This window comes from Mesorhizobium sp. WSM4842 (assembly GCF_055901575.1).
This window is the reverse complement of the sequence record NZ_CM148372.1, coordinates 657,285-681,189: the sequence shown is the minus strand read 5'-3', so window position 1 is coordinate 681,189 and position 23,905 is coordinate 657,285. Positions and strand designations below refer to the sequence as shown.

Below are 23,905 nucleotides of genomic sequence, written 5' to 3'. Positions count from 1 at the left end.
CGGCGTCTACCGCCGGGCCGACTGGTTTCGCCGTTCGCCGGCGGCTCGGCTTGTGCGAAAAAAGCCCCGTTCGAACCGGGGCTTTCCTGGATTCGCAAAAAGGGAGCGCCGGCTATTCCGCCGGTGACGGTTTCTTCCGGAACAGCGCGACCAGATTGTCCCACAACTCGATCTTGGCGCCCTGTCGCTTCATGATCACGCCTTGCTGAATGATCGAAAGCAGATTGTTCCAGGCCCAGTAGATGACGAGGCCGGCCGGAAAACCCGCCATCATGAAAGTGAAGACCACCGGCATCCAGGTGAAGATCATGGCCTGCGTCGGGTCGGGCGGCGTCGGGTTCATGCGCATCTGCAGGAACATGGTCACGCCCATGATCAGCGGCCAGACGCCGATCATCAACATATCCGGTAGCGCGATCGGAATGAGGCCGAATAGGTTGAAGATCGAGGTCGGGTCGGGCGCCGCCAGATCCTGGATCCAGCCGAAGAACGGTGCGTGCCGCATCTCGATGGTGATGTAGAGCACCTTGTAGAGCGCAAAGAAGACCGGAATCTGCAGCGCCACCGGCCAGCAGCCGGCGAGCGGATTGATCTTCTCGGTCTTGTAGAGCTCCATCATCGCCTGTTGCTGCTTCATTTTGTCGTCCGCGTATTTCTCGCGGATCTCAAGCATCTTGGGCTGCACCTTCTTCATGTTCGCCATCGACGCGTAGGACTTGTTGGCGAGCGGGAAGAAGAGCGCCTTGACGACGACGGTAGTGGCCAGGATAGCCACGCCGAAATTGCCGAAGAATTTGTAGAGCGTGTCGATCAGATAGAACATCGGCTTGGTGATCCAGATGAACCATCCCCAGTCGATCAAACGGTCGAACAGCCTGATGTTGCGGTCTTCTGCATAGGCGTTGACCTTGGCGACTTCCTTGGCGCCGGCGAAGATTTCGGTCTCGACCGTCGCCGACTGGCCGGCATCAACGGTGATCGGGTCGGTGAGGAAGTCGGCCTGGTAGCGCGGGCGGCCGTCCTCGAAATAGGCGTAACGCGGCTGGAACGGCTGCTTCTCCGTCGGAACCAGCGTCACCGCCCAGTATTTGTCGGTGATGCCCAGCCAGCCATCGGTCGACTTGCCCGGCGTAAACTGCTTGTCCTCCTCGACCGCCGCATATTTGTGTTCCTGCAGGCCTTCCGTGCCGGTGACGCCGATCAGCCCCTCATGCAGCACATAGATGCTGGCAACGGCAGGCTTGTCGAAGCGGGTAACACGACCGTAATTCGACAGGGTAACGGCGGCCGACCCCGAATTCTGCACCGTGTCCGACACCGTGAACATGTAGTCGCTGTCGACGGAGAAGGTGCGCTTGAAGGTCAGGCCCTTGTCGTTGGTGAAGCTCAGCGTGACCGGGGTCGCCGGCGTCAGCGTCGTATTGCCGTCGACGGTCCACACGGTTTCCGGGCCCGGCACCGTGCCGGTCTTGTCGCTGCCGACAAAGCCGATCTCGGCATAGTAGCCCGTAGGCAGCGCTGCCGGGTTGAGCAGTTCGATCTCGGGCGAGTTCTTGTCGACCGTCAGCGTGTAGTGCTTGAGCTTGAGGTCGTCGAGACGAGCGCCGGTGAGGTTGATCGAGCCCTCCAGGCTCGGCGTGTCGATCCTGACGCGCTTGGTCGACGCCAGCGCCTGCTCGCGGCCGGCCGGCGTCGTGCCTTCGGTTCCCGGTGCGCTAGGAATGGCACCTTGCTTCGGCACCGGCGTTTCGCTGCCACCCGGACTGGTGCCTTGGGCCGCCTTCTTCTGCTCCGCTAGCCGCTGCTCTTCGATACGGGCCGCCTCGCGTTGCGCCTCGCTGTGCGGCAGCACGTAAAAATACTGCCAAAGCGACAGGATCAGCACCGACAGCGCGATGGTGATGAAGAAGTTCCGGTTGTTTTCCATCGAAAGCCTTGGCCTATCGTGTTCCGCGCAGTCGGCGGGAGAGTTCGGCCTTCAACTGGCCGAACGGAATGGTAAGCACATCTTCGCGCCCGACGATGACATAGTCATTGCCAGGCTTCATGTCACCCGCGGCATGCGTGCGCACGGCTTCTCTCAGTCGCCGCCGGATGCGGTTGCGGGCGACTGCGTTGCCGACTTTCTTGGTGACCGTGTAGCCGACGCGAGGCGCCTCTGCGTCGCTGCGGTCCAGAACCTCGACGAGAAAAAGCCGCCCGCGGCGCTTTTCGCCACGCCGGACGGCCAGGAATTCCGCGCGCTTCAGAAGCCGCTTGGGATGTGCTCCCACTGGCTTGCCGGTTGCGGGCAACGATCTCGTCTTCCGTTCAGGCGCTGAGCCGCTTGCGACCGCGGTTGCGGCGGGCTGCGACGACGCCACGACCACCTTTGGTGGCCATGCGGGCACGGAAACCGTGCCGGCGTTTGCGGACGAGTTTGGACGGTTGGTAGGTACGCTTCATTTGTTTTAATACCGCGGGGTGCGGCCCTTCTTGATTCTGTCACTCTGTAACAGGAGCTTTGCCCGGCCGGTTTTGGCGCGATCGAAACCGCGCCGGGACGAATGGCCCGAGCGTGAGCGGGCTTATAGAAAGAAGGGTTTTGGAAGTCAATCCGGCGCCGACATCCGGCACCGTCAGTCCGATGGCTGAAGTCTGGGCGGCCTTATCCCGTATTGGGACGAAGGATGAAATTGGCAAAAAAGCCGAAAATAGCCTAATCTCGCTCGATCAAGTGATCGTGAAGAAAAAAGCAGCATGAGTGAAATCCTATCCGATGAAAGGACCGATCGGGCGACGACCGCCGCCCGGAGGGTGCCGTTGTCGCGAGGATTGTCGACCAAGCTCCTGCTGCTCACCATCGTCTTCGTGCTCCTGGCCGAGGTCCTTATCTTTCTGCCCTGGATCGCCAGCTACCGGATGAGTTGGCTGAAGGAAAGGCTGAGCACCGCTGCGGCCGTCTCGATCGTGCTGGTGCAGGGAGAGCCCGCCTCGCTGTCCCGCGCCGCCCAGAACGATGTGCTGATGGCGATCGGCGCAAAGGCGATCGCCGTGCGCGACGGGGGTGTCTCGCGGCTTCTGGTCGTGGCTGAGATGCCGCCGCAGGTCGACGAGCATATCGACATCGCCAATGTCGGCCTGGTCGCGGGCATGACCGGCGCTTTGGACACGCTGTTTTTCGGCGGCGAGCGGATGCTGCGCGTTTTCGGCCCGGTCGGCGACAGCGACAAGGAATTCGAGCTGATCATGCCCGACTACAGCCTGCGCAATGCCATGCTCATCTATTCGCGCAACGTCGCCTTCGTCTCGCTGCTGATCTCGTTGTTCACCGCCATGCTGGTCTATGCAGCCATAGACCTGATCATGATCGGCCCGATCCGGACGATGACGCGCTCGATGCTGGCCTTTTCCGAGGCGCCGGACGACCCCGGGCGGATCATCCACCCTGCCGCCCGCGCCGACGAGATCGGCGTTGCAGAGCGCGAGCTCTCGCAGATGCAGGAGCGGCTGCAAAAGATGCTCTCCGAGCAGAAACATCTCGCCGACCTTGGCCTCGCCGTGTCGAAGATCAACCATGATATGCGCAACATCCTGGCGTCGGCGCAGCTGATGTCGGACCGTCTGCGCCAGGTCAAGGACCCGACCGTGCAGGCCTTCGCGCCGAAACTGCTGCGGGCGCTCGATCGTGCCGTATCCTATTCGGAAGGTGTGCTCGCCTATGGCCGCACCCAGGAGCCGCCGCCCTCGCGCCGCAGGCTCAGGCTGCGCCAGCTGGTCGACGACGTCCACGGCCTGCTCGACACCGAAGGCGGCATCGAATTCGTCAACGCCGTCGATCTGGCTTTCGAGGTGGATGCCGATTCCGATCAGCTTTTTCGCGTGCTCACCAATCTTTGCCGCAACGCCGTGCAGGCGATGGCGGCGGACGCGGAAAGTGCGGTGGTACGCCGGCTGGAGGTGTCGGCCGAGCGCGTCGGCAGCGTCAGCCGCATCACGGTCACCGACACCGGCCCCGGCCTGCCGCCGAAGGCGCGCGAGAACCTGTTCGCGGCGTTTCGCGGCTCGGCCCGCAGCGGCGGCACCGGCCTTGGCCTGGCGATCGCCTATGAATTGATCCGCGCCCATGGCGGCACGGTGGAGCTTGTCGAAAGCAGAGGTGGCCGCACCGCATTCGCGGTTACCATTCCGGACCAGCCGGTCCGGCTCGACCAGGCCCGCAACGGCCTGCGCCGCCCGGCCTGATCCTTGCCCCGCCCGATCCTCGTCAAGGCACAACAGCAAAACTTTTGCCGGATCGGCTTGCTTTTCGGAAATTCAGTCGCTAGGGAACACGTCACATCGCGGCCGGTCGTCAAGGATCGGATCGCGGGCCATGCAAAGCATGGCCTGTTGCGCGCCCGTAGCTCAGCTGGATAGAGCACCAGACTACGAATCTGGGGGTCAGGAGTTCGAATCTCTTCGGGCGCGCCATATTTCCCAAGGGGTGCAGGCGGATGGTAGGTAAGAACCCGATCGCCGGGGGCACACCAGGGGCACAAAGCGTAACCGGCGCTCTGGCCGACAGCCTATCCGTACAGTTCAAATTTGATGCGGCCGTGGTCGCCAGGATGGTCGATTTGTGCCCGCCGACGGCCGAATGGCTTGCACTGCAGCGAGACATTACGGTCGACCCAAATTATGGGCCGGAACAGGCCTTCGAGATGTGCGCTCGCCGGTTTCTGAGGCGAAAGGTCGAGCGAATACGTCGAGCCGATCAAGCGCAATACTTTGAGAATCTGGACCGCCATTTGGCTGCGCTCGCGCAACTATTGCTGGCGTACCCGCAGTTCAATTACACCGCTGCTGATCCAATCGAGTTTCTGGCGAAGATGGATCGGACTCGAGGGAAGCCTCCTCGAAGTAGAAACGGGATTTTGACGGAACTGACCGAGCCGCTGCTTTCCCTGCGGCTCTTTGCGCAATTTCAGATGCGAGCCCTGGGCAACGAAAGGAAGGGGTCTGCCGAGGCTATTCGCCGTCGGAACGATTTTCCGCGCTTTGTTCTGATAGCCGATATCATCGCCACATATCAGCGAGTGACGGGTAAGGAGCCGACCGCCTATGCGGCCGACGATGAGCATCTAAGCCCGGCGGCCGAACTGGTCACCATCCTTGTTCCTCCGATCATGAAGGCTGCCAGACTCACAAAAAGTCACATCGGCGCCCAGACCGCAAAGACCGAGATCGCAGCCATCAAGCGACTGTGGGCAGAGGGCGCACGACCTGAAATGGCCGGTGCCCTACCAAGCTGGGCGGACGTAGGATAAACTTTTACCTGCATTTCGCGCAGAGCAAATTCCTATCAATCGTGACGCCTTCCACACTCTAATGCGCACCATCGCATAGGAGGCGAAGCTGGATGCTGACTCGTATTCTTCCGATTGAGCAGGTGCTGGACCGCACTGGCTTGTCCCGTCGGACGCTTTACACCGAGATATCCGAAGGGCGTTTCCCCAAGCCGGTCCAGCTGACCACGCGCCGTGTTGGATGGCCCGAGGCGGATGTTGAGGCCTTCCTCACCAGCAAGATCGCCGCGCGCGACGGGCTGGCCACATGAACGCCGCCTTGCCTATCGGTGGCACGACAGGCCTTTGCCACGAAAGTTCATCCGCGATCGACGAGGCTGCCAACTGGCTGGCGACGACGCCCCGTCGCCAGCGCGATCAGCCGGCCGTGCCTTTGTTGCGGCAGCGATTCGGCCTGTCGACGAAGGAGGCGTGCCAGGCGATCGCCGCGGCTAATTTGATCTTGGCTCGTGCCGCATGACCCAGATTACGCCAAGCCGTAAAACTGGTCGGCCGAAGGGCTACATCGCCAATTACCAGCCTCAAACCAAGACACTGGCGCTGCTCGATGCCGTCGACATGGTGCTGAAGGAATATCGCCAACACTGGCCGCTGACGATCAGACAGGTGTTCTATCGCCTCGTCGGCGCCTACGGCTACCCCAAGGACGAGCCGTTCTATTCGAAGTTGATCGACCACATCGGCAACGCTCGGCGCGGCCGTGTCATCCCCTTCGATGCCATCCGTGATGATGGCGTCGTCGCCCACCGCATGGACCACTTCGACGACCAGGACGACTTCCTGCGCCATATCCGGGTGCTCGGTCAAAACTACCGGCGCAACCTGCTCGCCAACCAAAACCTGCATGTTGAGGTCTGGTGTGAGGCGGCCGGCATGCTGTCCCAGCTGTTCAAGGTCAGCAGCGAATATTCGGTGCAGGCCTACTCGTCGGGCGGCTTCGACAGCCTGACGGCGAAAAAGGATCTCGCCGACCGTATCTGCGCTATCGCCAAGCCGACGGTGATCTTGCACCTGGGCGATTATGATCCGAGTGGCAAGTCGATGTTCGACGTTATCGCTGAGGACGTCTCAGCCTTCGTCATGGCGGATCGCCCTTGGAATGACGTCACGGTTGATTTCCGACGCATTGTGCTGACTGCCGACCAGGTCTTTCGTCACTCGCTTCCGACCGTGCCGCCCAAGAAGACCGACAGCCGCACAGCCCGGTGGGAAGGCGAGACATGCCAACTCGAGGCGCTGTCTCCAGACAACATCGCCCATATCCTGCGATCGAACATCGCCGATCTGTTCGAACCGCATCAGCTTAATGACGACCTCCACACGCAGGCCAAGGAACGTCAGCAAATTACGCATGCCCTGCCGGCGCCGAGGAGCGAGCCATGAGCAAGCGACACGACAGGCGTGGCCGAGGCGAGAGCGATGGCCATTTCTTCCAGATGTACGAATGGTTCATGAAGTCCACAGCTTGGCGGGCGGCAACGGTCTACGAGCGGTCGCTCTATCTGGAAATTAAGCGCCGCTACAATGGTCGGAACAACGGCGATATTTCCCTGTCGCATCGTGAGGCGGAAGCGCTTCTCGGTTGCAGCAATACAGCGGTGGAAAAGGCCTTCAGGGGGCTCCAGTCCAAGGGCTTCATCAAGCCGCAGCAGAAAGGCTCGTTCGGCTGGAAGATCAACAAGGATGGCCGGAGACAAGGCCGTGCTACTCGCTGGCGTTTGACTGAGTTGCCGCAAGACCTGCCAGCGCGAGAACTGACCGGCGGCACGAAAGAGTTCATGAGGTGGGAGCCCGGCATCGACTTCTTGGAAAAATCAGCGGCCCGCTCACAGCGGACCAATGGCCCGTCCACAGCGGACCATTCTGAAAATATGGCCCGTTCTGAGCGGACCATAGATGACGGAGTGTCCGCTCATGCCGGACGATAAGCCCTGTTTTTACCCCATCAGTGACCGCTCACAACGGGCAGTCTTAGTTACCATGTCTGAGCGCAGCGGCGGAGGCTCCGATGACGCACGATGAACTTCCCCTGTTCACATGGCATTCGTCCCACCAAGTGATCGTCTTCCCGATGATCAAGAGGACAGGTCGCATCCGTGACGTCGCGGCCAAAATGCTGGACAAACGAACTGACCGGGCGGGCGCTTTCTATCGGGAGCAGGTGACCGACGCGATGCTCCGTTCAATGACCCGTGCTGGCATTCCGGAGATCGAGCAAGACGAGCAAATCGGCGCCTTCTGGGATGCCGTGCAGGCCGAGATCGTTCGGCTCACCTACCGCGGCAGCCGACCAGGCGGGAACGCCGCATGACGCCGGCGGCGTTCAAGGTTTCCGCGCCGTTCAAGACCGACCGCGCCAGTTCCGGCTCGGTGCGCAGGACAAAGCGCGCCATGCGGACGGAACGCTCCGAGAAACCCGGCAAATTTGCCGGATTTTCCTCGCCTTTTTTGGGACGGCCAACCTTCCCCTTCGGTTCAAGCATCGCCCGCGCCATCGCGCGCTGCCCCGGCGACAGGTTCCGGCGCTCGACATTCTCGGCCAAGATCAGCGCGGCGATGTCGACGCCGTTCAACCGCTCGAATGTCGGCTCGACGTCAGCGCGGCGGCAGGCCTCAAAGCGATTGCGACCGTCGACACGTTGAAGCGCTGCTCGACAGCAAGATGATTGGGCTTCGGCAATGCCCGACCGCCACAGACAAGAACTATCATCGCGTGGCCGACAATCCAGAAATCGCCTGTGACGCGCAAAGGGACTACATTACCCTCCGCGGCAAGGGCGCTACGTTGCCGCTCGCCCAGAACAAGCACCGCAGGATCGACTTTGTCTGCTTGGACCCGTTCGTGAAGACCCACGGCCTTACTGAAAACGACAACAACCAGATGGACCAGGTGATCGAGTTCCTCGCCAACCTCGCAATCGAAATGAATATCGCCGTTGATGTGCCGCACCATACCGCAAAGGGCGGCGCCAACCCCGGCAATGCGGATCGGGGACGCGGCGCGAGCGCCATCAAGGATGGCGCTCGCCTTGTCTATACGCTCACGACAATGAGCGACGAAGAGGCCGAGAGGTTCGGGGTGGCCCCTGCCGACCGGCGGCTTTACATCCGGATGGACAGCGGCAAGGTGAATATTAGCCGACCTGCTACCGCTGCGAAGTGGTTTCAGTTAGTCGGCGTTGCCCTTGGCAACAGCAACGACCTCTATCCCGACGGCGACAATGTGCAGACCGTCAAGCCATGGACCCCGCCCGAAACATGGGACGGACTGACCGACGATCTGGTGAACCGAATCCTCAACCAGATCGAAGTAGGCATGCCGGACGGCGAACGGTACTCCGACGGCGGCGCTGCCAAGGCCCGCGCCGCTTGGAAAGTGGTGCAGAAGCACACCGCGAAGAAAACGGAGAAGCAATGCCGTGACATCATCGCCACATGGGTCAAAAATGGCCTGCTCCTCAAGGAAACATACCATAGCCCTGTCGATCGGAAGGATCGCGAAGGGCTCCACGTCGATGACATGAAACGACCGGGAAAGGTCAATTGAAGTGCGTTCTGGCCCTGCGCCATTGGTAAAATTTGATGGCGCACCATTGGCGCAAATCGAGGTGCGCCATTGATGAAGGTGCCCTAAGGAAATTCAATGGCGCATTAAGATGCGCCAATTGTATTTCCCGATGGCGCACCAATGGCGCAATGGCGCCGACGGGAAGGGCCGGCAGAGCCGTCCGACAAAACGGATTGTCCGGTCTTGTCGGTCTTGCGCTCCGACCGCGCGACAGGTCTTGATAGGCGAAGCCAGGAGGACACATTATGCCGGTGATCACAGCCTCGCCGATCACGCCACTCGAACGGGCCGCCCACTGGCTCTCAAAGCAGCCTGTCGGAAGCGTAGAAAATACCTTGCCGACCCTTATGACACTGTTCAAGCTCTCGGCGCCGGATGCCATGCGAGCCATTAAGCGTGCCAAAGCGTTGCGCGCCTCCCTCGCACGCAGGCCCGCGTCATAAGCCCAACTCAACCAGACTGGCTGTCGCCTATGGCCGAGAGGGTTGGGAAGTTGCCGTTCGTCTCAGCCATGGGACGAGCAAGTGGCGCCACCTCCGGACCTACGGGATCGCCATTGGGACTGTCGTGTATCGACCCTTTGCGGAAGTTCACTCACCCTCGGTTGAAGGTCACGCCCATGACCCGTCCCGGCTCTTGGCGACGCCGAGATAGAACGTCTGAGAAGGGAAGAACCCTGCCGTTCACCTCGACGTGACGAACGAACCGACGTCGCCAAAGCGGCCGTAAACGCAGCCGAACTACACCCCGCAGAACGGTCGTGTGCTTGACTAAATGCACCGGCCTGTAGGCGTAGCGCGCTTTGGATTCCGCATTCATGGGATAGAGCCCCGGTAATGCGGCGCCACGACTGACCTCATCCGTCATCCACTCTTCGATCTACTCTTGCTCGACGGCCTCCGCCGGTACCTAACGAGGCGGCGAAGAAAGGTATTGCTTGAGCCTGGCTCGTCGTACAATCCGCCATTGGCTGCTTGCTTGGACATGCGATATTGTGGATGGCAATCGGCAACGGCAAAAATATGCCAGGCGGTCATTTGGGTCGATCGCCGTGAGGGAGCATCTGGAGGATTGGGTCTTGCCTGAAACCGACAATGCCGGCCAGATCGCCTATTGGAACGCCGAAGCCGGCGAGACCTGGGCGGCCTTGCAGGAGCAGATCGACGCCCAGCTGGAGCCTCATGGTTTGAGGGCGATGGAGGCTCTCGCTCCCGCGGCGGGTGAGCGCATAGTCGATGTGGGCTGCGGCTCCGGCCAGACGAGCTTGGCGTTGGGGCAAGCCGTGGGTCACAGCGGCGCGGTCATGGGACTCGATATCTCGCGGCCGTTGCTTGATTTGGCCCGCCGGCGCGCTGCCGAGTTCGGCGCCGCCAACGTGTCGTTCGCCGAGGCCGACGCCCAGACCTACGCCTTCGCGCCGGCGACCTTCGAAGCAGTTTTCTCGCGCTTCGGCGTAATGTTCTTCGCCGACCCGCCGACGGCCTTCGCCAACGTCCGGTGGACGCTGAAGTCGGGTGGCCGGTTGGCGTTCGTGTGTTGGCGCACGCCCGCCGAAAACGTCTTCATCACGCTGCCGTACACGGCCGCTGCGGCGCATCTTCCGCCTGCGCCGCCGCCTACGCCCGGTGAGCCTGGCCCTTTCGCCTTCGCCGACCCGGCTCGCGTGCGCCACATCCTGTCCAGTGCCGGCTTCCGCGACATCGAGCTGGCCCAGTATGATCGAAAAATCGGTAGCGGGGACCTGGAACAGACTTTGACCGTGAGCCTTAAGTTGGGGCCTCTCGGCCGTGCCTTGCGCGAACATCCCGAGAAGCGGGCGCTTGTAATCGATGAGGTACGCGAGGCGTTGCGGCCGCATGTCAACGTAAACGGTGTCGTGCGCCTGGATTCGGCGAGCTGGATCGTGACGGCACGTGCCTAAAGCATGATCCAACCCCAAGGTCCGCGTTCAGCAAGAGCTGCAGCCTTTTTGGAAAGCTGCTGAGCCGAACCGCAAAGTTCCGCCCATCTCGGTCATTGGTGGCGGCCAGCCGATTGAGGTTTGACCCTGATAGCGGTGGAGGTGGATGGCGTCGGTTCTATCGCGCCGAGTCGAAGTAACCTCGAACCAATTTGCATCAGGCAGTATACTGCCTGTGCGCCCATTCACCGCCTGCAGAAAGGTCCGGACGATGCAAACACATAATCAGCTTCGAAAGCCAATGGGCCGGCTGACCGACAAGCAGGACGCTTTCGCCAGGCAATATGTGGTCGACCTCAACGCAACACGTGCGGCCAAGGCTGCCGGCTTCTCACCTCGAACCGCATCCCAGCAGGGCATAGCCTTGCTGAAGAAAACTTCAGTCCTCGCGCGCGTAATCGAGCTTCAAGCCGAGCGGAACCAGAGGATGGACATTGATGCAGACTTCGTTCTGGCGCGCTTGGTCGAGGAAGTGCAGGCTGATGTCGCCGATCTGTTCGAAGCCGATGGCACGCTCAGGCCGGTCGAGACCTGGCCGCTGCCCTTCAGGCGCGGACTGATCGCCGGCATCAAGGTCAATGAGTTGTGGGAGACAGGCGCAGACGGCCGAAAGGCGAAGGTCGGCGTAACGAAGGAGGTCATGTTCAGCGACCGCGTCAGGCGCGTCGAACTACTCGGCAAGCACGTCGCAATTGGCGCTTTCAAGGAGCGGGTGAGCATGAGCACAGAGAGCCCGCTTCGCCAGCTGTACGAGCAGATCGCAGGGCAGGCGATCAGGCCAGCCATCGAGCACCAGCCCGAGGACCAGAACGAGGGGGATGCATGACGCGCAGGCGGCAAAGGCTCCCTTGGGATGCCTGGGGATGTTTCCGAAGAAGCCTCGATCCAGCCTGCGCAGGAGCCTTCGCCGGGCGGGAAGATAGGTGTAGCGGCCGGCAAAGGCAAACGCGCACCCTCATATGGCACATGGCATTGAGCACATTGCGTGTTGGTTGCGAAGGACAGAGGCATGTGCTGCGGCGAGCGAAGAGAAACGGCGTCCTTCGGACTGGTTTGTCTCTTGGATTGGCGTTTCGGTCCGAGGTGGGGGGGTAGGCTTCAAACGGAAGTACCACCCACCGTGGGACTCCATATGACTTCCCGGTTGCAGAAACCCGATGGAATGCTCGGGCGGTCGAAAATCGTTTTCCCAAACGGCCCGGGCAATTATACAGGTTCTATGTCGATTACCTCCCCTATGCGGGTGGTCACAGTCTGGAAACAGCGGCGCGCAGTGTTTGGTTGATGCGGGTTTGCCAGCCTGGGCCTGTTGCGCGGAAGGCAGCGATGATGTCGTCGTCGAGGCGCAGCGTGATGGCCTTTTTGAGCGGCAGGATCGGTACTTGTGGCGCCGGTGGTGGCTTGGCCGGCCGCGGGGAGGGCGCTGGTGGTGGGGTTGGCTGCGCGCGCGGTGGCGCCGCGGGCTTGGTGAATGCGGCCAGTGCGGGGTCCTTTGGCACATATTTGAAGGCCATGGCGAGGCTCCTGGGCGTAGTTACAGCGTAGTTACGATAGCGCGCCGTGTAGTGACGCGCAAAGTCGGTTTCCTATCGTCGCGCGGTCGGTTGCAAACTGACTATCTGACTTACCCCCACATGTGGGGGTGGCCGTCATGAACGCGCCGCTGGTGTTTCCGCCGATCGACCAGATGCGGCCGGACCAGTTGATCGAGGCCTGCAAGGACCCGCACTGGCGGCTGCGGCACCTGTACAAGATCAAGAACAAGGAAGGCCAGGTGGTCACTTTTTGAGTGACCGCAGGTTGTACCAACAATCTGGCAAACGGCAGGTTGTGACCCTGAACGGCCCTTCATCAGCTTATTTTGCTGCCCGATAGCTGACCTTCGCGGCAACCAGCACTGATGACCCTACCGTGACATTGCGATTCCACTTGAACTGTCCCAGTCACGCAGCCGCAACTTTGTCGGCAACAAAGAGGTAACGATTGAGGCTGAAGAAGAACTTCCCCTGCTTGCCAAGCTCGGCGAATTCAGCAAGCCAGGCGTTTGCTTCCTCCTGGGACACGCCTCTGCGTCCGACCGCAAACGACGCCATGATACCCAGCGCACGCTTGCCGTAGGTGTTATCGTGGTATTCGGGATTGAACATCGGGATCACGTTGCGCTGTCGGATCGTGAAACCGGCGTCGCGGAGGTGCCCTGACAAGATGCGGGGTAGCCCGGCGTGTACGAAATGTTCTTCCCAGGCCGATAACACCCGCCCCATGCGCGCCTCGTCCTCCGTGTGAATCACCAACGACCTGTAATCCGTGTCCAGAACGACCACGCGACCGCCCGGACACGTTACCCGATAAAGCTCCGCAAGGGCTGCCGGAATATCCGCAACATATTCGTAGACCTGAGTCGACACTGCGGCATCGAAACTACTATCCGGATACGGTAGGTTGGTTGCATTTGCCCGCTGGTATTCGGTCCAAGGCAGGTCGGCGCAGCGCTTTCTCGACATGGCTAGCATGTCTTCGCTGATATCAATGCCGCACACACGGCCGTCACGCCCGACTGAAGCTGCCATGTCATAGGCCAGGAGTCCGGGGCCGGAACCGATATCGAGAACCCGTTCACCCTCCCTCAGCTGCAGAGCCTTTAACACTTGGCACCGCTGTGCGACCACGTCCGGGGTTAGATAGAGCGCCTCGACCTTTCGGCTGGTCTCTTCGTCAAATTGCAGCCCACCGCTCATTTGGTTTGACCTCCCTAAATAGCGCCAGCGCGACAGGCATAGCCACCATCTTAGATTATCATATCGTTATCATATCCGCCTCCCCTCAGCCGGCTCGCGGCGATGTGGTCATGATGCTCGATCTCAGGAACTTCGGCTATTGGCGCGAACAAGCCTGCCAGCGGCGGGCGAATGGAACCCATTCGAAGAACCAGCGTCGCAATCGGGTGGTTTTCAGACGTTGGCCACGAAAGTATTATTGCAGGTCCGTTAACATCACAGCGGCTTCGAGAGGTGTCCCATGCCCAGAGCGAGACGCCGAATGGCGCTTACGGTAGATTTGGTCGCACGCGCATATCGGGCGATTGAGAACACCGGGCCAGCCCCGGATATGGTTCGAAATACCGAAACTGAGTGGAATGCCACCGTTCGGGAGATGCTGGCATCGCGTCCCGGAGGACAGGATGTGTGGATCTTCGCCTACGGCTCACTACTCTGGAATCCGGCGGTGGAACATGTGGAAGAGCGTGAGGGCGTCGTGCGGGGTTGGCACCGTTCGTTTTGCATTCGGATGAAGGACTGGCGCGGAACCGTGGACCAGCCAGGCCTCATGATGGGGCTCGACGGGGGTGGGCAATGCAAGGGGATGGTCTACCGGCTGGCCGACGATACCGTTGAGGCTCAGTTCGGAAAACTGGTCCGGCGCGAAATGCCCGTGAGACCGTCCGGTAAGCCGTTCACCCACGCCCCCCGTTGGGTGCGAGTTCAGACAGCCCAAGGGCTTATCCACGCCATTGCGTTCGTGGTTGATCGAAAGGGAGCTAATTATGTAGGAGGCCTCACGCCGGATGAGACGGCGGGTATTTTGGCCAAAGCATGTGGCCACGGGGGGTCATGCGCCGAATATCTTTACAACACAATCTCGCAATTGGAGGCTTTAGGAATTCGGGATCGCAATTTGTGGCGCTTGCAGTCGCTTGTCGCGAACAAGCTTGTTTCATTGCATCCGTGATAGGGCCGCTGGCGGACCTCCCCGACCCGGCCGGAGTTGCGCGTTGAAAAGCAGCGCAATCACCACGTTCACGGAAGAGAAGAGCAACCACTAGCCGTCCGGTAAGGGTCGTATCAGGCTGTAGCGCGAACGGCAGGTTTGGAGAAACGCAATTAAGGTCGGCAAATGGCGCGTCCCGCTGGTTCAAAAACACCTGAGCCGCAGAACGCCCGAAATGAGCGTCGAAGGTCTGGCTGGGGTGGGAAGCGGACACCGTAGCTTGGTTGTCGTGGCATGTGCGCAAGTGCGGTGCGAATGTGGTCTCGACTGGCACCCTCTTTGGACTCGATATAGCCGATCAGGTGCTGGCGTCGGTGCTGCTCGGGTTGTGGATGATTTCCCACAGGTGTCCGTCGAGGTCGCGGAAGTAGCCGGAGTAGATGCCCCAGGGCCGGTCGTGTAGGGCGGTGACGGGCGCCCCCGCCGCCTCGGCTTTGGCCAAAAGCGCGTCTACCTCGTCGCGAGTCGCGACAATGTGACCGAGACTGAACTCGCCGCTCTGCGCTGGCCCCTGCGTGATGCCTGCGTCTTTCGCGAGTTCGCTGCGCGGATAGAGGGCGAGGATCTGCCCCCCGTTGAGGCGAAACATGACTATTGCGCCCGCGGGGTGGGTGTCGTCGCCAGCGAATTCAGTTGCTGTCACACCGCGCGACTCGAGCCCAAGCGCCCGGTAGAAGGCAAGCGCCCGCTCCAAGTTCTCAACGGCCAGCGTGATCACGTCGATCTGAGGTTTCATTGGTCCTCCTCATACGCTCGCATGATAGCACGGCCGCAAGTAGTCTTCAGCCCAGTCGCCGCCTGGCCCTCGCGCTGAGTGAACTCGCTGCCGTCAATGTTCCGGTAGTACCTTCCGGTTCAACATTTTTTGAATTATGCACCGGATCGGACTCTGCTTCGGGTCGACACCAGCTGTCACGCGACGAACGGCAGCTCATGGCGCGAGCTCGCCCATTGTTGAGCCTTGGCCTCGAAGCGTTCGAAGCCGGTAGCCACCAGAATCGAATCCTTCAGAGCACCCTGAGGGCATGCGCTACAGTTCGCCGGCTCATTGGGAGTGCTGAGGCTGCGGAGGGCGGCATGGGAGATGAACCATGCCCTTGAACAGAGGCCACATCGTTGGCCAGAAGCCTCCTCTCAAGCCCCGAGAGGTCTGGAGCATTCGAACACGGCTGCAGGTGTCAGGTGCGATACGGGACCTGGCACTCTTCAATCTCGCCATCGACAGCAAGCTGAGAGGTTGTGACTTGGTGAGCATCACGGTCGGTGACGTAGCGCTTTCTGGCACTGCCCGGGATCGAGCCGTGATCGTTCAGAGGAAGACAGGTCGGCCGGTACAATTCGAGATCGCAGAGCAAACCCGTGTCGCACTTACTGCTTGGATTATCCGTCGCGGTCTCAGCGAAAGGGACTATCTGTTCCCAAGCCGCGTACATAAGAAACCGCACATGTCGACGAGGCAGTACGGAAGGATTGTCGACAAATGGGTTTCGAGCATCGGACTCGACCCCAAGCGGTACGGGACGCATTCGATGCGCCGCACGAAAGCTTCCCAGATTTACAAGAAGACCGGCAACATTCGCGCCGTGCAACTGCTACTCGGGCATACCAAGCTTGAAAGCACCGTCCGCTACCTCGGCATCGAAGTGGACGACGCATTGGCGATTTCCGAACAGGTCGAATTGTAAGCCGTCACGGAGCGGCGCTACCCGAAGCGGCGCTCCGTGACCCATCGGGGACCTTCATTGTCCGCGTTGCGAATGGCAGCAATGCGCCTCAAGCACGAACCCGCTTCGCGGGAGGGGCGCCTGATTCTGAGATGGCGCGGTATTCATAGGCCTTGAGCGGGTAGAGACCGCGATCCGACCATGGAGTTCCCTTCAACGAGAGGAACTTGCCATGGCTACCTTGTCGACCGACGCTCCGATCACGCCACTTCGCCAGCGCATGCAGCAAGACATGCTGATGCGGGGCCTGGGACCGCATACGCAGCAGGATTACGTTCGTCATGTCCGGCGCTTCGCCGCGTTCCTGGCGGCGAGCTACGGCCATCTGGGGCGCTGCGAAGAAGCCCGACATGAGTGGCAGGAAGTATTCCGCGTCAACCCTGATTATTCTCTTGAACACCGCCGCAAAGTGTTGCCCTACAAGAACCCCGACGATTTCGAGCTAGTCGTGGACGGGCTTCGCAAGGCCGGCCTGGTGTAATTACAGGCCCGGGCGAGTGTCCGGTCTTGCACCTTCTGCAGCCATTCGCTCAAGGATGAGCAATGACCGGTGCTGGCGCGACCGCGCCCGTTGAACGCGCTGCCCCTTCCACCAACTAACGGCCAAGGCTATTCCCGCCGACCCGAGGGCGTGTCATATAGCGTAGCACGCTCCAGCTCGCTGAGCAGGGCCTCGGCCTCTCTGACGTCGGCGGTTTCGAAACCCTCGGTGAACCAGTCGCGAACGGGTGTCAGAAAACCGTGGGCTTTCTCCCCGGCGCCTCGCTCTGCCCACAGGCGTGCGAGCTGCGTCGCAGCTCGCAACTCCCACCATTTGGCGGCCTGCGCCCCGGCAGTCTCTACCGATTTGCCGAAAGATTCCGCCGCCAAGTCGCCGTCGCGACCAGGCTCGCGCAAAGCAAACTCCCCTTTCAGTCGGTACAGCTCGGCATCAAACCAACGCTCGCCGGTCGAAGTCGCACGCTCGAACGCGTCGTCGAGCACGCGTCGCGCATCTTCAACGTTGCCACTACTAAGGTAAGCCTCAGCCAGAATGGACTCGAAGTACGGCATCATCACCAGGTAACCGGCGTTCACGTCGTGCTCGTAGCAGGATTTGAGGGTCTCGAGGCCTTCGGTTGCATTTCCTTCAGCGATGAGTGCGGCAGCTCGAAAGCCCCGTCCCTTGTTCAACATTGCAGGCATGGCCTTTTCGGACGCGAGAGCAATCAGGCGCTCGCTGTCGCGCCGAAGGGCGAGCCAGTCTTTGCACAAGTGGTAGTAGACGCACGTGTTGGCGAGAGCCAACACGATCGCGAAGGGCTGGCGCGTTTTCTCCGCAGTTTCCAGACCCTGCCGGCACCGCCGGTACCCCTGCTCGGGGTAGCCCAGAATGAGCAGCGTCCGGGCAAGGTAGAGGATCGGTCCGGCGTCGGCGATGTCCGCACCGAGCAGAGGGTCCAGGTCAGGTGCCCTTGTCGAGACCCGCTGCTCCAGGAAAGAGCGTGCGGTGGCAAAATCGCCCATCCAAAGGGCAACGAATCCGGCTGCGTCCGCTCCGATTGGGCCACCCTCGCCGTATGCGCGCGCCGCCGCGCGCATCAGCTCGTTGGCGACTTCGCGCGCGCGATCGAGCTCCGCGCGATTGTAGTAACAGAGAAACTCGCCGTAGCCGGCCCGGAGGTTCTCGTGCTCCGCTCCCGTTTGCCCTGCCAGGAATCGGGCGCGAGCATAAGCGGTGCCCGTTTCGACCGCCGCCGTGCCCCTAGCCGCCCGGAGCGCATCCCCGAGCGCAAGGCGGAGCCCGAGTTCAAATCGGTTGCGCTCCAAGCCTTCCGGCAGCGGTTCGAGAAGCGAGAGACCGTTATCGAGCTGGTCCAGCGCTTCCCTTGTCGCCGAGCGCATGATCGCCGTGCGTGCCGCAGCCTGATAATATGGCACTGCCTGCTCGACGAGCCCGGCCCTGCCGTAGTGGCCGGCGACGAGTTCGGGATGAGCTGTGGCCGTGTCCTTGAATCTGTTGACCAGCGCGTCGGCAATCGCGCCGTGCAGTTCCCGGCGGCGCCTTTTGAGGAGCGATTCGTAGGCGGCGTCCTGAATGAGAGCGTGCTTGAAGATGTGTGCCGGGCTGGCCGCGGTGCCGCCGCTCAAGATTAGCTCGGCTCCGATCAGTTCCGAGAGCGCCGTCTCCAGTTCACCGGCAGGCATGTCGCTCACGCTCGCCAGCAGCGCACGATCGAACTCCCGCCCAATCACGGCACCGACTTGCGCGGCATGCCTTGCGGAGGGCGGCAGGCGGTCGAGCCGAGCCATCAGCGTGTCCTGAAGTGTCACGGGAACCGTGACTGCAGGCAGAGATCCCAAAAGGTCGAAGTGATCTCCTGCGTCGACAAGAACGTTGAGATCGCGCATCGCCTTGGTCAATTCCTCGATGAACAGCGGAATGCCGTCGGTGTGCGCGACGATCTCGTTCAAGACTTCCTGCGGAAGACGCTTGCCCGCAACGGCCTCGGCCACTGCGGCCGCCTCAATCGGATCGAGCCGTTCGAGCACGATCCAGTCAACGTGTGCGCCGCTCCAGGCCGGCTTGAACTCCGGCCGGAAAGTGACGAGCAGCAGCACTGGCAATTGGGCGATCCGATCGTTGATCCGATCGACCAGTTCCAGCGTCGTCGGGTCGAGCCATTGTGCGTCCTCGACGACCACGAGCAGCGGATGCCGCGTCGCGAGCCCCTCAACCCAGTTCAGCAGCGCTGCAAACGTCATGGCCTTCCTCTGCTGAGGGGTCAGATCACGTAACGAATGCTGCTCGCCGGTTCGAACGCCGAGCAGATCGGCGATGACAGGGATGGCGCCGCTGGTATCGGACAAAGCCCTTCCCAGAAGAAGCTCGAGCTTCCTGAGCTGTGTTTCGTCCGGGTCAATGCTTGCAAATTCCGCGGAGCGCCGGATTTCCGAGATGACGGGCCGTAGCGCCGAGTTCGCGTAGTACGGCGAGGCGTCGAAATGGATTTCCTGGAGCCGGTCCCCTCTCAGTCGATCCCCGAGAAAGCGCACCAGTCTCGATTTTCCGATCCCGGGCTCCCCGGTTACGAGGACAACCTGGCCCATCGTTCGCCTGACCCGCCCCCAGCGCTCGAGCAGAAGATCGATCTCGCGGCCTCGGCCGACGAACGGCGTGAGCATCGTGCCGTGAAGTCCCTCGAACCGACTTTCACTGCGCCCGATGCCGTGGACCCGCCAGAGGGCTACCGAGGGGCCGATCCCCTTGATCGGCTGCCTTCCCAGGTCCTCCAGGTCGAAAATCCCTCCGACGAGGTGCCGGGTGGTTTCGGAAATCACAACCTGGTCCGGCCCTGCCGCCTGCTGCAGCCGTGCTGCGAGGTTCGGCGTCTCCCCGACGATCTCGTCCGGGCGCTCTGCCTCCCCTTCCCCTAGGCTTCCGATGATCACCAACCCTGTGGCAATGCCGATGCGTGCACGAAGGTGAGGAACCTCTTGCGTCTTGATTCCACCAGCTGCTGCCACAATGCGAAGGGCAGCCTTGACCGCCCGTTCAGCCGCGTCCTCCTGTGCCTTCGGCCAGCCGAAATATGCAAGAATGCCATCGCCCAAGAACTTGGCGACGTGCCCCCCGAAACGGTCCACTTCTTCGGTTACCGCGCTTCGGTAACGCCGCATCACCGCCCGCAGCTCTTCGGGGTCGAGCTGATGGCTTAGCTCGGTCGACCCGACGAGGTCGACGAACATCATCGTGAGCTGCCGCCGCTCTGCCTCTGTCGGGGCGGATAAAGGCAGCGCCGTCTTCAGCGATGCGGATGCGCCAATGGGCGCCGACCTCGAAACCAGGGCCAGTGAGGCAATCGCATCGAGCAGCTTGCGCCGGTGACCGACGGAGGTCACGCCGATTCCCGTCAAATCCTCGGCCGTCAGGTGGGCAAGAACCTCTTCACTAATATCGTTGTCGCGGAAGGCCTTCTCGTATTGTCCCAGGCCGATACCACGAAGCCAGGTGGCGACGTCCATGTCCCCCTCCTGTATGAAAGTACAATCATACACCAAAAGCCCATCATGGACGCGTGAAAACGGGTCCGAGAAGGCCTCAGCCTGAAGGTCCACTTTAATAGGACCAGAAATGTCGGGAAATGGCGGCGCAAGAATGTCCTTCCGGAACCGGAACTGATGACCCCAAGCCGACCTTCATCAACCCATTTTGCTACCCAATAGCCGACATTCGCGGCAACCAGTGCTGGTGGACCCAACTCGGACGTTCGTGATCGCAAGCTAAATGGAGTGCGTTCCCCTAGGTCGCTGCTCCACAAGCGGCCGCCGCGTGGTAAGGTGCGTGCTGTTTGAGCCTCAAGGCGGAGAAGCATGGAACGCCGTTTGGCTGCTATCCTCGCTGCGGACGTGGTCGGCTACAGCCGCCTCATGGGCGCCAATGAGGCCGGCACACTTACGGCGTTGAAGGCTCATCGGGAAGAGCTTGTCGAAGCGAAGATTGCCGAGCACCGAGGGCGCATCGTCAAGCTGACCGGCGACGGCATCCTGGTGGAATTCCCGAGCGTGGTGAACGCGGTCGCGTGCGCGACAGACATCCAGCGTAAGATGCGCGAGCGCAACGTCGACGTGCCACAGGACCAGCGGATCGAGTTCCGCATCGGCGTCAATCTCGGTGACATTATCGTCGAGGAAAACGACATCTACGGCGACGGCGTGAACGTTGCGGCGCGTATCGAGGGCATTGCCAAGCCGGGTGGCGTTGCTGTCTCGGGCACTGTCCGTGACCACATCGGCAACAAGCTCGACCTCGCATTCGAGGATAGGGGCGAGCAGACCCTGAAGAACATCGATCCCCCGGTTCGTGTCTTCGACGTAATGCTCGATCTACCGACCAGCAGGCGGATCGCCACACTCTCCTCGAGTTCCGCGACCTTCGCAAAGGCGAAGCTCTCGATCGCGGTGCTTCCGTTCGCCAACATGAGCGGCGATCCTGAACAGGAATACTTTGTCGACGGCATCACCGAGGACATCATCACCGATCTGTCGAAGGTCTCGGCGCTATCCGTCATCGCGCGCAACTCGGTGTTCACCTACAAGGGCAAGCACGCCGACGTCCAGGAGGTGGGTAGGCGCTTCAACGTCGCCTACATTCTCGAAGGCAGCGTTCGAAAGGCTGGCCAGCGCGTGCGCATCAATGCACAGCTCATCGACGCGAAGGACGGCACGCACCTCTGGGCCGATCGCCACGACCGCGACCTGACGGAAATCTTCTCCATGCAGGACGAGATCACGAAGAAGATCGTCGAGCAGCTGAAGGTCAACCTGCTGCCGCATGAAAAGAAGGCGATCGAGACGGCACCGACGCAAAACATCGACGCCTATAACTACTATCTCCGGGGCCGCCATCTCTATCATCTACATACCCAGCAGCATGTGTTGCTTGCACAACGCATGTTCAGGAAGGCGGCGGAGCTGGACCCGAGCTATGCGCGCGCCTATGCCGGCCTCGCCGATTGCGCCTGGTTTCTCTATATCAACCAGCATGAAGACACGACTGTGAACGATATTCACGTGGCGAGCCTGAAGGCGCTTGAGCTGGATCCCAATCTGGCGGAAGCGCACACCTCCTACGGGATGGCGCTCCACTACAAGGATCGCTACCCCGAAGCCGCCGCCGAATTCGAGCGGGCGATCGAACTGGCCCCAAGCCTCTATGAAGCTTACTATTTCTACTGCTTTGCCGCGCGCGATCGGGGCGACCTTGAGACATCGGCACGGATGGACGAACACTGTGTTGCGCTCTCGCCCGATGATTACAAGGAGTGGCTCATCCTTTCGCAGACTTATGCTGACCTTGGGCGTGACGAAGAAGCCAGACGGACCGCACTGATTGGCGTTGAGCGAGCCGAACGCGCGCTCGCCGCACATCCCGACATCCCGCTGGCGGCCAGTCTTGGGGCCGGTGCGCTGGTCCGACTCGGCGAGAGAGCGCGCGCGCTCGAATGGGTGTCTCGCGCCTTAACCATCGCCCCGGACGATCCGCTGACGCAATTCAACGCCGCATGCGACTATTCGCTGTTGGGCGAAAGCGAGCAGGCCCTCGACTTGCTCCAGCGCTGGGCCGTCAACGCGCCCCAAGCAACCGCTCGCTGGCTGATCGACAGCGATTTCAAGAATGTCTACGACCATCCGCGTTTTCAGGCGCTGCTGACGCAAGTTGGACTGCCAACCGGACCGTTCATACAGACCAGGCATCGGCCAGAAAACGAAAGCTAACCTACGTGGCCATCAGCCACTCGGACAGCTCGACGATGAGGGACGAAAATACTCAAGGCGATGTTGATACTGGCAAAGGCGATCGTGCTCGGCATGGTGCTCGCTTCTCGAACGCCGGAAACGCGGCGTGGAGATGGGCGGCGGCTTGCGATTTGCCGGACAATAGCTGACCTGCGCAGAAGCATTGGGCTGAGGGATCGACTGAGTGCTGGCCCCAGTACATTATTGGGACACAGATTCACGGTAGAAATTTGAGCGGCTTACCGTCCCGACGTTATGGCGTGAATAGGTGGATTGGAGACAGACTGCTTTGCATCGTTCATTGCGATGTAGCTGCCGAACAGACTGGATCGATGACATGCCAAATTTGCCGTTCTTCACGATCGACGTGTTCACCGGCACTCGCTTCGGCGGCAATCCTCTCGCCGTCGTAATCGGCGGCGATGCGCTGGATGATGCGACGATGCAGGCGATAGCTGCTGAATTCAATCTAAGCGAGACGACCTTTGTCTTGGCGCCTGCCGACCCAAATAATGTCGCCCGCGTCCGTATCTTCAACCGAACGGCGGAGATGGCGTTCGCCGGTCATCCGATGGTCGGCACAGCCTTCGTTGTCGCAAAGCAGCGTCCCGATCTGAGCACCGCGGTGTTCGAGATTCCCGCCGGGATTGTGCGCGTTCAGATCGAGCGCGATGCCAATGGCGCACCGGTCGGCGCCGCTATCGATGCTCCCCAACCGTTGACTATCGGAGAAACGGTTGCACCTGAGTTCATCGCTCGTGCGCTGCAATTGACGCCGGCTGACGTGGTGACAACGCACCACGCGCCCGTATCAGTCTCAAACGGCAACGCCTTTGTCGTTGCGGAAATTACAGGCGAGGCGCTGTCACGTTGCGATCCCAATCTAGCTGCGTTCCGCGAAGCTCTAGATGCCCATCCGCAGTTCGGCAGTCGCTTTCCCGTCCACGTCTATACCAAAGAGGGAAGTACGCTCCGCGCGAGGATGTTTGCGCCACTTTCCGGAACCTGGGAGGATCCAGCCACAGGAAGTGCCAACACGCCTCTCGCCTGCTTGCTGTTATCGCTCGAGCCGGACGCGCAGGAAGCCAGTTTCCAAATCCACCAGGGCGTTGAAATGGGAAGGCCCAGCCTGTTGCATGTCGATGCGCGCCGAACACCGGAGGGGATCGTTGCGACCTTGCGCGGATCATGTGTGGCGGTCATGCACGGCGAGATCGAACTATGACCGCTTACGGCTGCACGGCAATGTCGCTTTAGCGACAACAAGTGGGTGGGAACT

At 61.1% G+C, this 23,905-nt stretch carries 24 protein-coding genes, 1 tRNA gene and 2 pseudogenes; 19 read left to right on the top strand and 8 right to left on the bottom strand.

Annotated elements, in window-relative coordinates; genetic code table 11:
• Positions 1 to 112 precede the first annotated feature (112 nt).
• From yidC to rpmH, 3 genes are read right to left on the bottom strand one after another with little or no spacing between them, the layout of a single operon-like run.
• Positions 113 to 1,927, bottom strand: coding sequence for a membrane protein insertase YidC (yidC, locus tag AC0NIE_RS03145; RefSeq protein WP_473488440.1), 1,815 nt, complete (start codon positions 1,925 to 1,927; stop codon positions 113 to 115).
• Positions 1,928 to 1,940: 13 nt separating this feature from the next.
• The gene (rnpA, locus tag AC0NIE_RS03140) at positions 1,941 to 2,294 is read right to left on the bottom strand and encodes a ribonuclease P protein component (protein ID WP_473488441.1); all 354 of its coding nucleotides are present in this window, start codon (positions 2,292 to 2,294) and stop codon (positions 1,941 to 1,943) included.
• Between the two features lie 16 nt (positions 2,295 to 2,310).
• On the bottom strand, positions 2,311 to 2,445 hold the full coding sequence (rpmH, locus tag AC0NIE_RS03135) for a 50S ribosomal protein L34 (protein ID WP_008833937.1): 135 nt from the start codon (positions 2,443 to 2,445) through the stop codon (positions 2,311 to 2,313).
• A gap of 112 nt (positions 2,446 to 2,557) precedes the next feature.
• On the opposite strand from rpmH, the gene AC0NIE_RS03130 reads away from it, so the two are divergent.
• From AC0NIE_RS03130 to AC0NIE_RS03080, 11 genes are all read left to right on the top strand, one after another.
• The gene (locus tag AC0NIE_RS03130; protein ID WP_473488442.1) at positions 2,558 to 2,743 is read left to right on the top strand and encodes a hypothetical protein; all 186 of its coding nucleotides are present in this window, start codon (positions 2,558 to 2,560) and stop codon (positions 2,741 to 2,743) included.
• A complete protein-coding gene (locus AC0NIE_RS03125; RefSeq protein WP_473488443.1) occupies positions 2,740 to 4,224 on the top strand; it encodes an ATP-binding protein in 1,485 nt (494 codons plus the stop codon). The genes AC0NIE_RS03130 and AC0NIE_RS03125 overlap by 4 nt, the downstream gene beginning before the upstream one ends.
• Before the next feature lie 151 nt (positions 4,225 to 4,375).
• Positions 4,376 to 4,452 (top strand) — tRNA-Arg (locus tag AC0NIE_RS03120).
• A 23-nt stretch (positions 4,453 to 4,475) separates the two neighbouring features.
• Complete coding sequence (locus AC0NIE_RS03115) at positions 4,476 to 5,288, top strand: hypothetical protein (protein ID WP_473488444.1); 813 nt, start codon at positions 4,476 to 4,478, stop codon at positions 5,286 to 5,288.
• Between the two features lie 92 nt (positions 5,289 to 5,380).
• Complete coding sequence (locus AC0NIE_RS03110) at positions 5,381 to 5,578, top strand: helix-turn-helix transcriptional regulator (protein WP_473488445.1); 198 nt, start codon at positions 5,381 to 5,383, stop codon at positions 5,576 to 5,578.
• Positions 5,575 to 5,787: a hypothetical protein gene (locus AC0NIE_RS03105; RefSeq protein WP_473488446.1), complete on the top strand. Its 213-nt coding sequence runs from the start codon at positions 5,575 to 5,577 to the stop codon at positions 5,785 to 5,787. The genes AC0NIE_RS03110 and AC0NIE_RS03105 overlap by 4 nt, the downstream gene beginning before the upstream one ends.
• Complete coding sequence (locus AC0NIE_RS03100; protein ID WP_473488447.1) at positions 5,784 to 6,710, top strand: hypothetical protein; 927 nt, start codon at positions 5,784 to 5,786, stop codon at positions 6,708 to 6,710. The genes AC0NIE_RS03105 and AC0NIE_RS03100 overlap by 4 nt, the downstream gene beginning before the upstream one ends.
• The gene (locus AC0NIE_RS03095; RefSeq protein WP_473488448.1) at positions 6,707 to 7,255 is read left to right on the top strand and encodes a hypothetical protein; all 549 of its coding nucleotides are present in this window, start codon (positions 6,707 to 6,709) and stop codon (positions 7,253 to 7,255) included. The genes AC0NIE_RS03100 and AC0NIE_RS03095 overlap by 4 nt, the downstream gene beginning before the upstream one ends.
• Positions 7,256 to 7,335: 80 nt before the next feature.
• Positions 7,336 to 7,638, top strand: a complete 303-nt coding sequence (locus tag AC0NIE_RS03090; RefSeq protein ID WP_473488449.1) for a DUF6074 family protein — start codon at positions 7,336 to 7,338, stop codon at positions 7,636 to 7,638.
• Complete coding sequence (locus AC0NIE_RS03085) at positions 7,635 to 7,970, top strand: hypothetical protein (RefSeq protein WP_473488450.1); 336 nt, start codon at positions 7,635 to 7,637, stop codon at positions 7,968 to 7,970. Before AC0NIE_RS03090 ends, AC0NIE_RS03085 begins: the two co-directional genes overlap by 4 nt.
• A gap of 70 nt (positions 7,971 to 8,040) precedes the next feature.
• Positions 8,041 to 8,874, top strand: coding sequence for an AAA family ATPase (locus AC0NIE_RS03080; RefSeq protein WP_473488451.1), 834 nt, complete (start codon positions 8,041 to 8,043; stop codon positions 8,872 to 8,874).
• An 810-nt stretch (positions 8,875 to 9,684) separates the two neighbouring features.
• On the opposite strand, the pseudogene AC0NIE_RS03075 reads toward AC0NIE_RS03080, so the two are convergent.
• Positions 9,685 to 9,795 (bottom strand): annotated as a pseudogene (locus AC0NIE_RS03075) (ribonuclease activity regulator RraA); the annotation flags it as partial.
• 178 nt (positions 9,796 to 9,973) lie between these two features.
• On the opposite strand from AC0NIE_RS03075, the gene AC0NIE_RS03070 reads away from it, so the two are divergent.
• Together AC0NIE_RS03070 and AC0NIE_RS03065 are read left to right on the top strand one after the other, a co-directional pair.
• On the top strand, positions 9,974 to 10,816 hold the full coding sequence (locus AC0NIE_RS03070) for a class I SAM-dependent methyltransferase (protein WP_473488452.1): 843 nt from the start codon (positions 9,974 to 9,976) through the stop codon (positions 10,814 to 10,816).
• A gap of 280 nt (positions 10,817 to 11,096) precedes the next feature.
• Positions 11,097 to 11,681 carry a terminase small subunit gene (locus AC0NIE_RS03065; RefSeq protein ID WP_473488453.1) on the top strand — a complete coding sequence of 195 codons (585 nt, stop codon included), beginning with the start codon at positions 11,097 to 11,099 and terminating at the stop codon, positions 11,679 to 11,681.
• Between the two features lie 421 nt (positions 11,682 to 12,102).
• Here AC0NIE_RS03065 and AC0NIE_RS03060 read toward each other — a convergent pair whose 3' ends face one another.
• The gene (locus AC0NIE_RS03060) at positions 12,103 to 12,369 is read right to left on the bottom strand and encodes a BrnA antitoxin family protein (RefSeq protein WP_473488454.1); all 267 of its coding nucleotides are present in this window, start codon (positions 12,367 to 12,369) and stop codon (positions 12,103 to 12,105) included.
• Between the two features lie 137 nt (positions 12,370 to 12,506).
• On the opposite strand from AC0NIE_RS03060, the gene AC0NIE_RS03055 reads away from it, so the two are divergent.
• The gene (locus AC0NIE_RS03055) at positions 12,507 to 12,644 is read left to right on the top strand and encodes a hypothetical protein (protein ID WP_473488455.1); all 138 of its coding nucleotides are present in this window, start codon (positions 12,507 to 12,509) and stop codon (positions 12,642 to 12,644) included.
• Positions 12,645 to 12,798: 154 nt separating this feature from the next.
• Here the strand turns inward: AC0NIE_RS03055 and AC0NIE_RS03050 are convergent, their stop codons facing one another.
• On the bottom strand, positions 12,799 to 13,593 hold the full coding sequence (locus AC0NIE_RS03050; protein ID WP_474045892.1) for a methyltransferase domain-containing protein: 795 nt from the start codon (positions 13,591 to 13,593) through the stop codon (positions 12,799 to 12,801).
• Between the two features lie 301 nt (positions 13,594 to 13,894).
• Here AC0NIE_RS03050 and AC0NIE_RS03045 point away from each other — a divergent pair, with 301 nt between their 5' ends.
• Entirely contained in the window at positions 13,895 to 14,584 is a 690-nt protein-coding gene (locus tag AC0NIE_RS03045; RefSeq protein ID WP_473489829.1) for a gamma-glutamylcyclotransferase, read from the top strand.
• 337 nt (positions 14,585 to 14,921) lie between these two features.
• On the opposite strand, the gene AC0NIE_RS03040 is transcribed toward AC0NIE_RS03045, so the two are convergent.
• Positions 14,922 to 15,359: a VOC family protein gene (locus AC0NIE_RS03040; protein ID WP_473489827.1), complete on the bottom strand. Its 438-nt coding sequence runs from the start codon at positions 15,357 to 15,359 to the stop codon at positions 14,922 to 14,924.
• Between the two features lie 355 nt (positions 15,360 to 15,714).
• On the opposite strand from AC0NIE_RS03040, the gene AC0NIE_RS03035 reads away from it, so the two are divergent.
• Together AC0NIE_RS03035 and AC0NIE_RS03030 are read left to right on the top strand one after the other, a co-directional pair.
• A complete protein-coding gene (locus AC0NIE_RS03035; protein WP_473489826.1) occupies positions 15,715 to 16,308 on the top strand; it encodes a tyrosine-type recombinase/integrase in 594 nt (197 codons plus the stop codon).
• A 337-nt stretch (positions 16,309 to 16,645) separates the two neighbouring features.
• Positions 16,646 to 16,828 (top strand): annotated as a pseudogene (locus AC0NIE_RS03030) (adenylate/guanylate cyclase domain-containing protein); the annotation flags it as partial.
• Between the two features lie 128 nt (positions 16,829 to 16,956).
• Here AC0NIE_RS03030 and AC0NIE_RS03025 read toward each other — a convergent pair.
• Positions 16,957 to 20,352, bottom strand: a complete 3,396-nt coding sequence (locus AC0NIE_RS03025; RefSeq protein ID WP_473489825.1) for an adenylate/guanylate cyclase domain-containing protein — start codon at positions 20,350 to 20,352, stop codon at positions 16,957 to 16,959.
• 348 nt (positions 20,353 to 20,700) lie between these two features.
• On the opposite strand from AC0NIE_RS03025, the gene AC0NIE_RS03020 reads away from it, so the two are divergent.
• Positions 20,701 to 22,605, top strand: a complete 1,905-nt coding sequence (locus tag AC0NIE_RS03020; protein ID WP_473489824.1) for a TPR end-of-group domain-containing protein — start codon at positions 20,701 to 20,703, stop codon at positions 22,603 to 22,605.
• Between the two features lie 358 nt (positions 22,606 to 22,963).
• The gene (locus tag AC0NIE_RS03015) at positions 22,964 to 23,851 is read left to right on the top strand and encodes a PhzF family phenazine biosynthesis protein (RefSeq protein ID WP_473489823.1); all 888 of its coding nucleotides are present in this window, start codon (positions 22,964 to 22,966) and stop codon (positions 23,849 to 23,851) included.
• Positions 23,852 to 23,905: the final 54 nt, after the last annotated feature.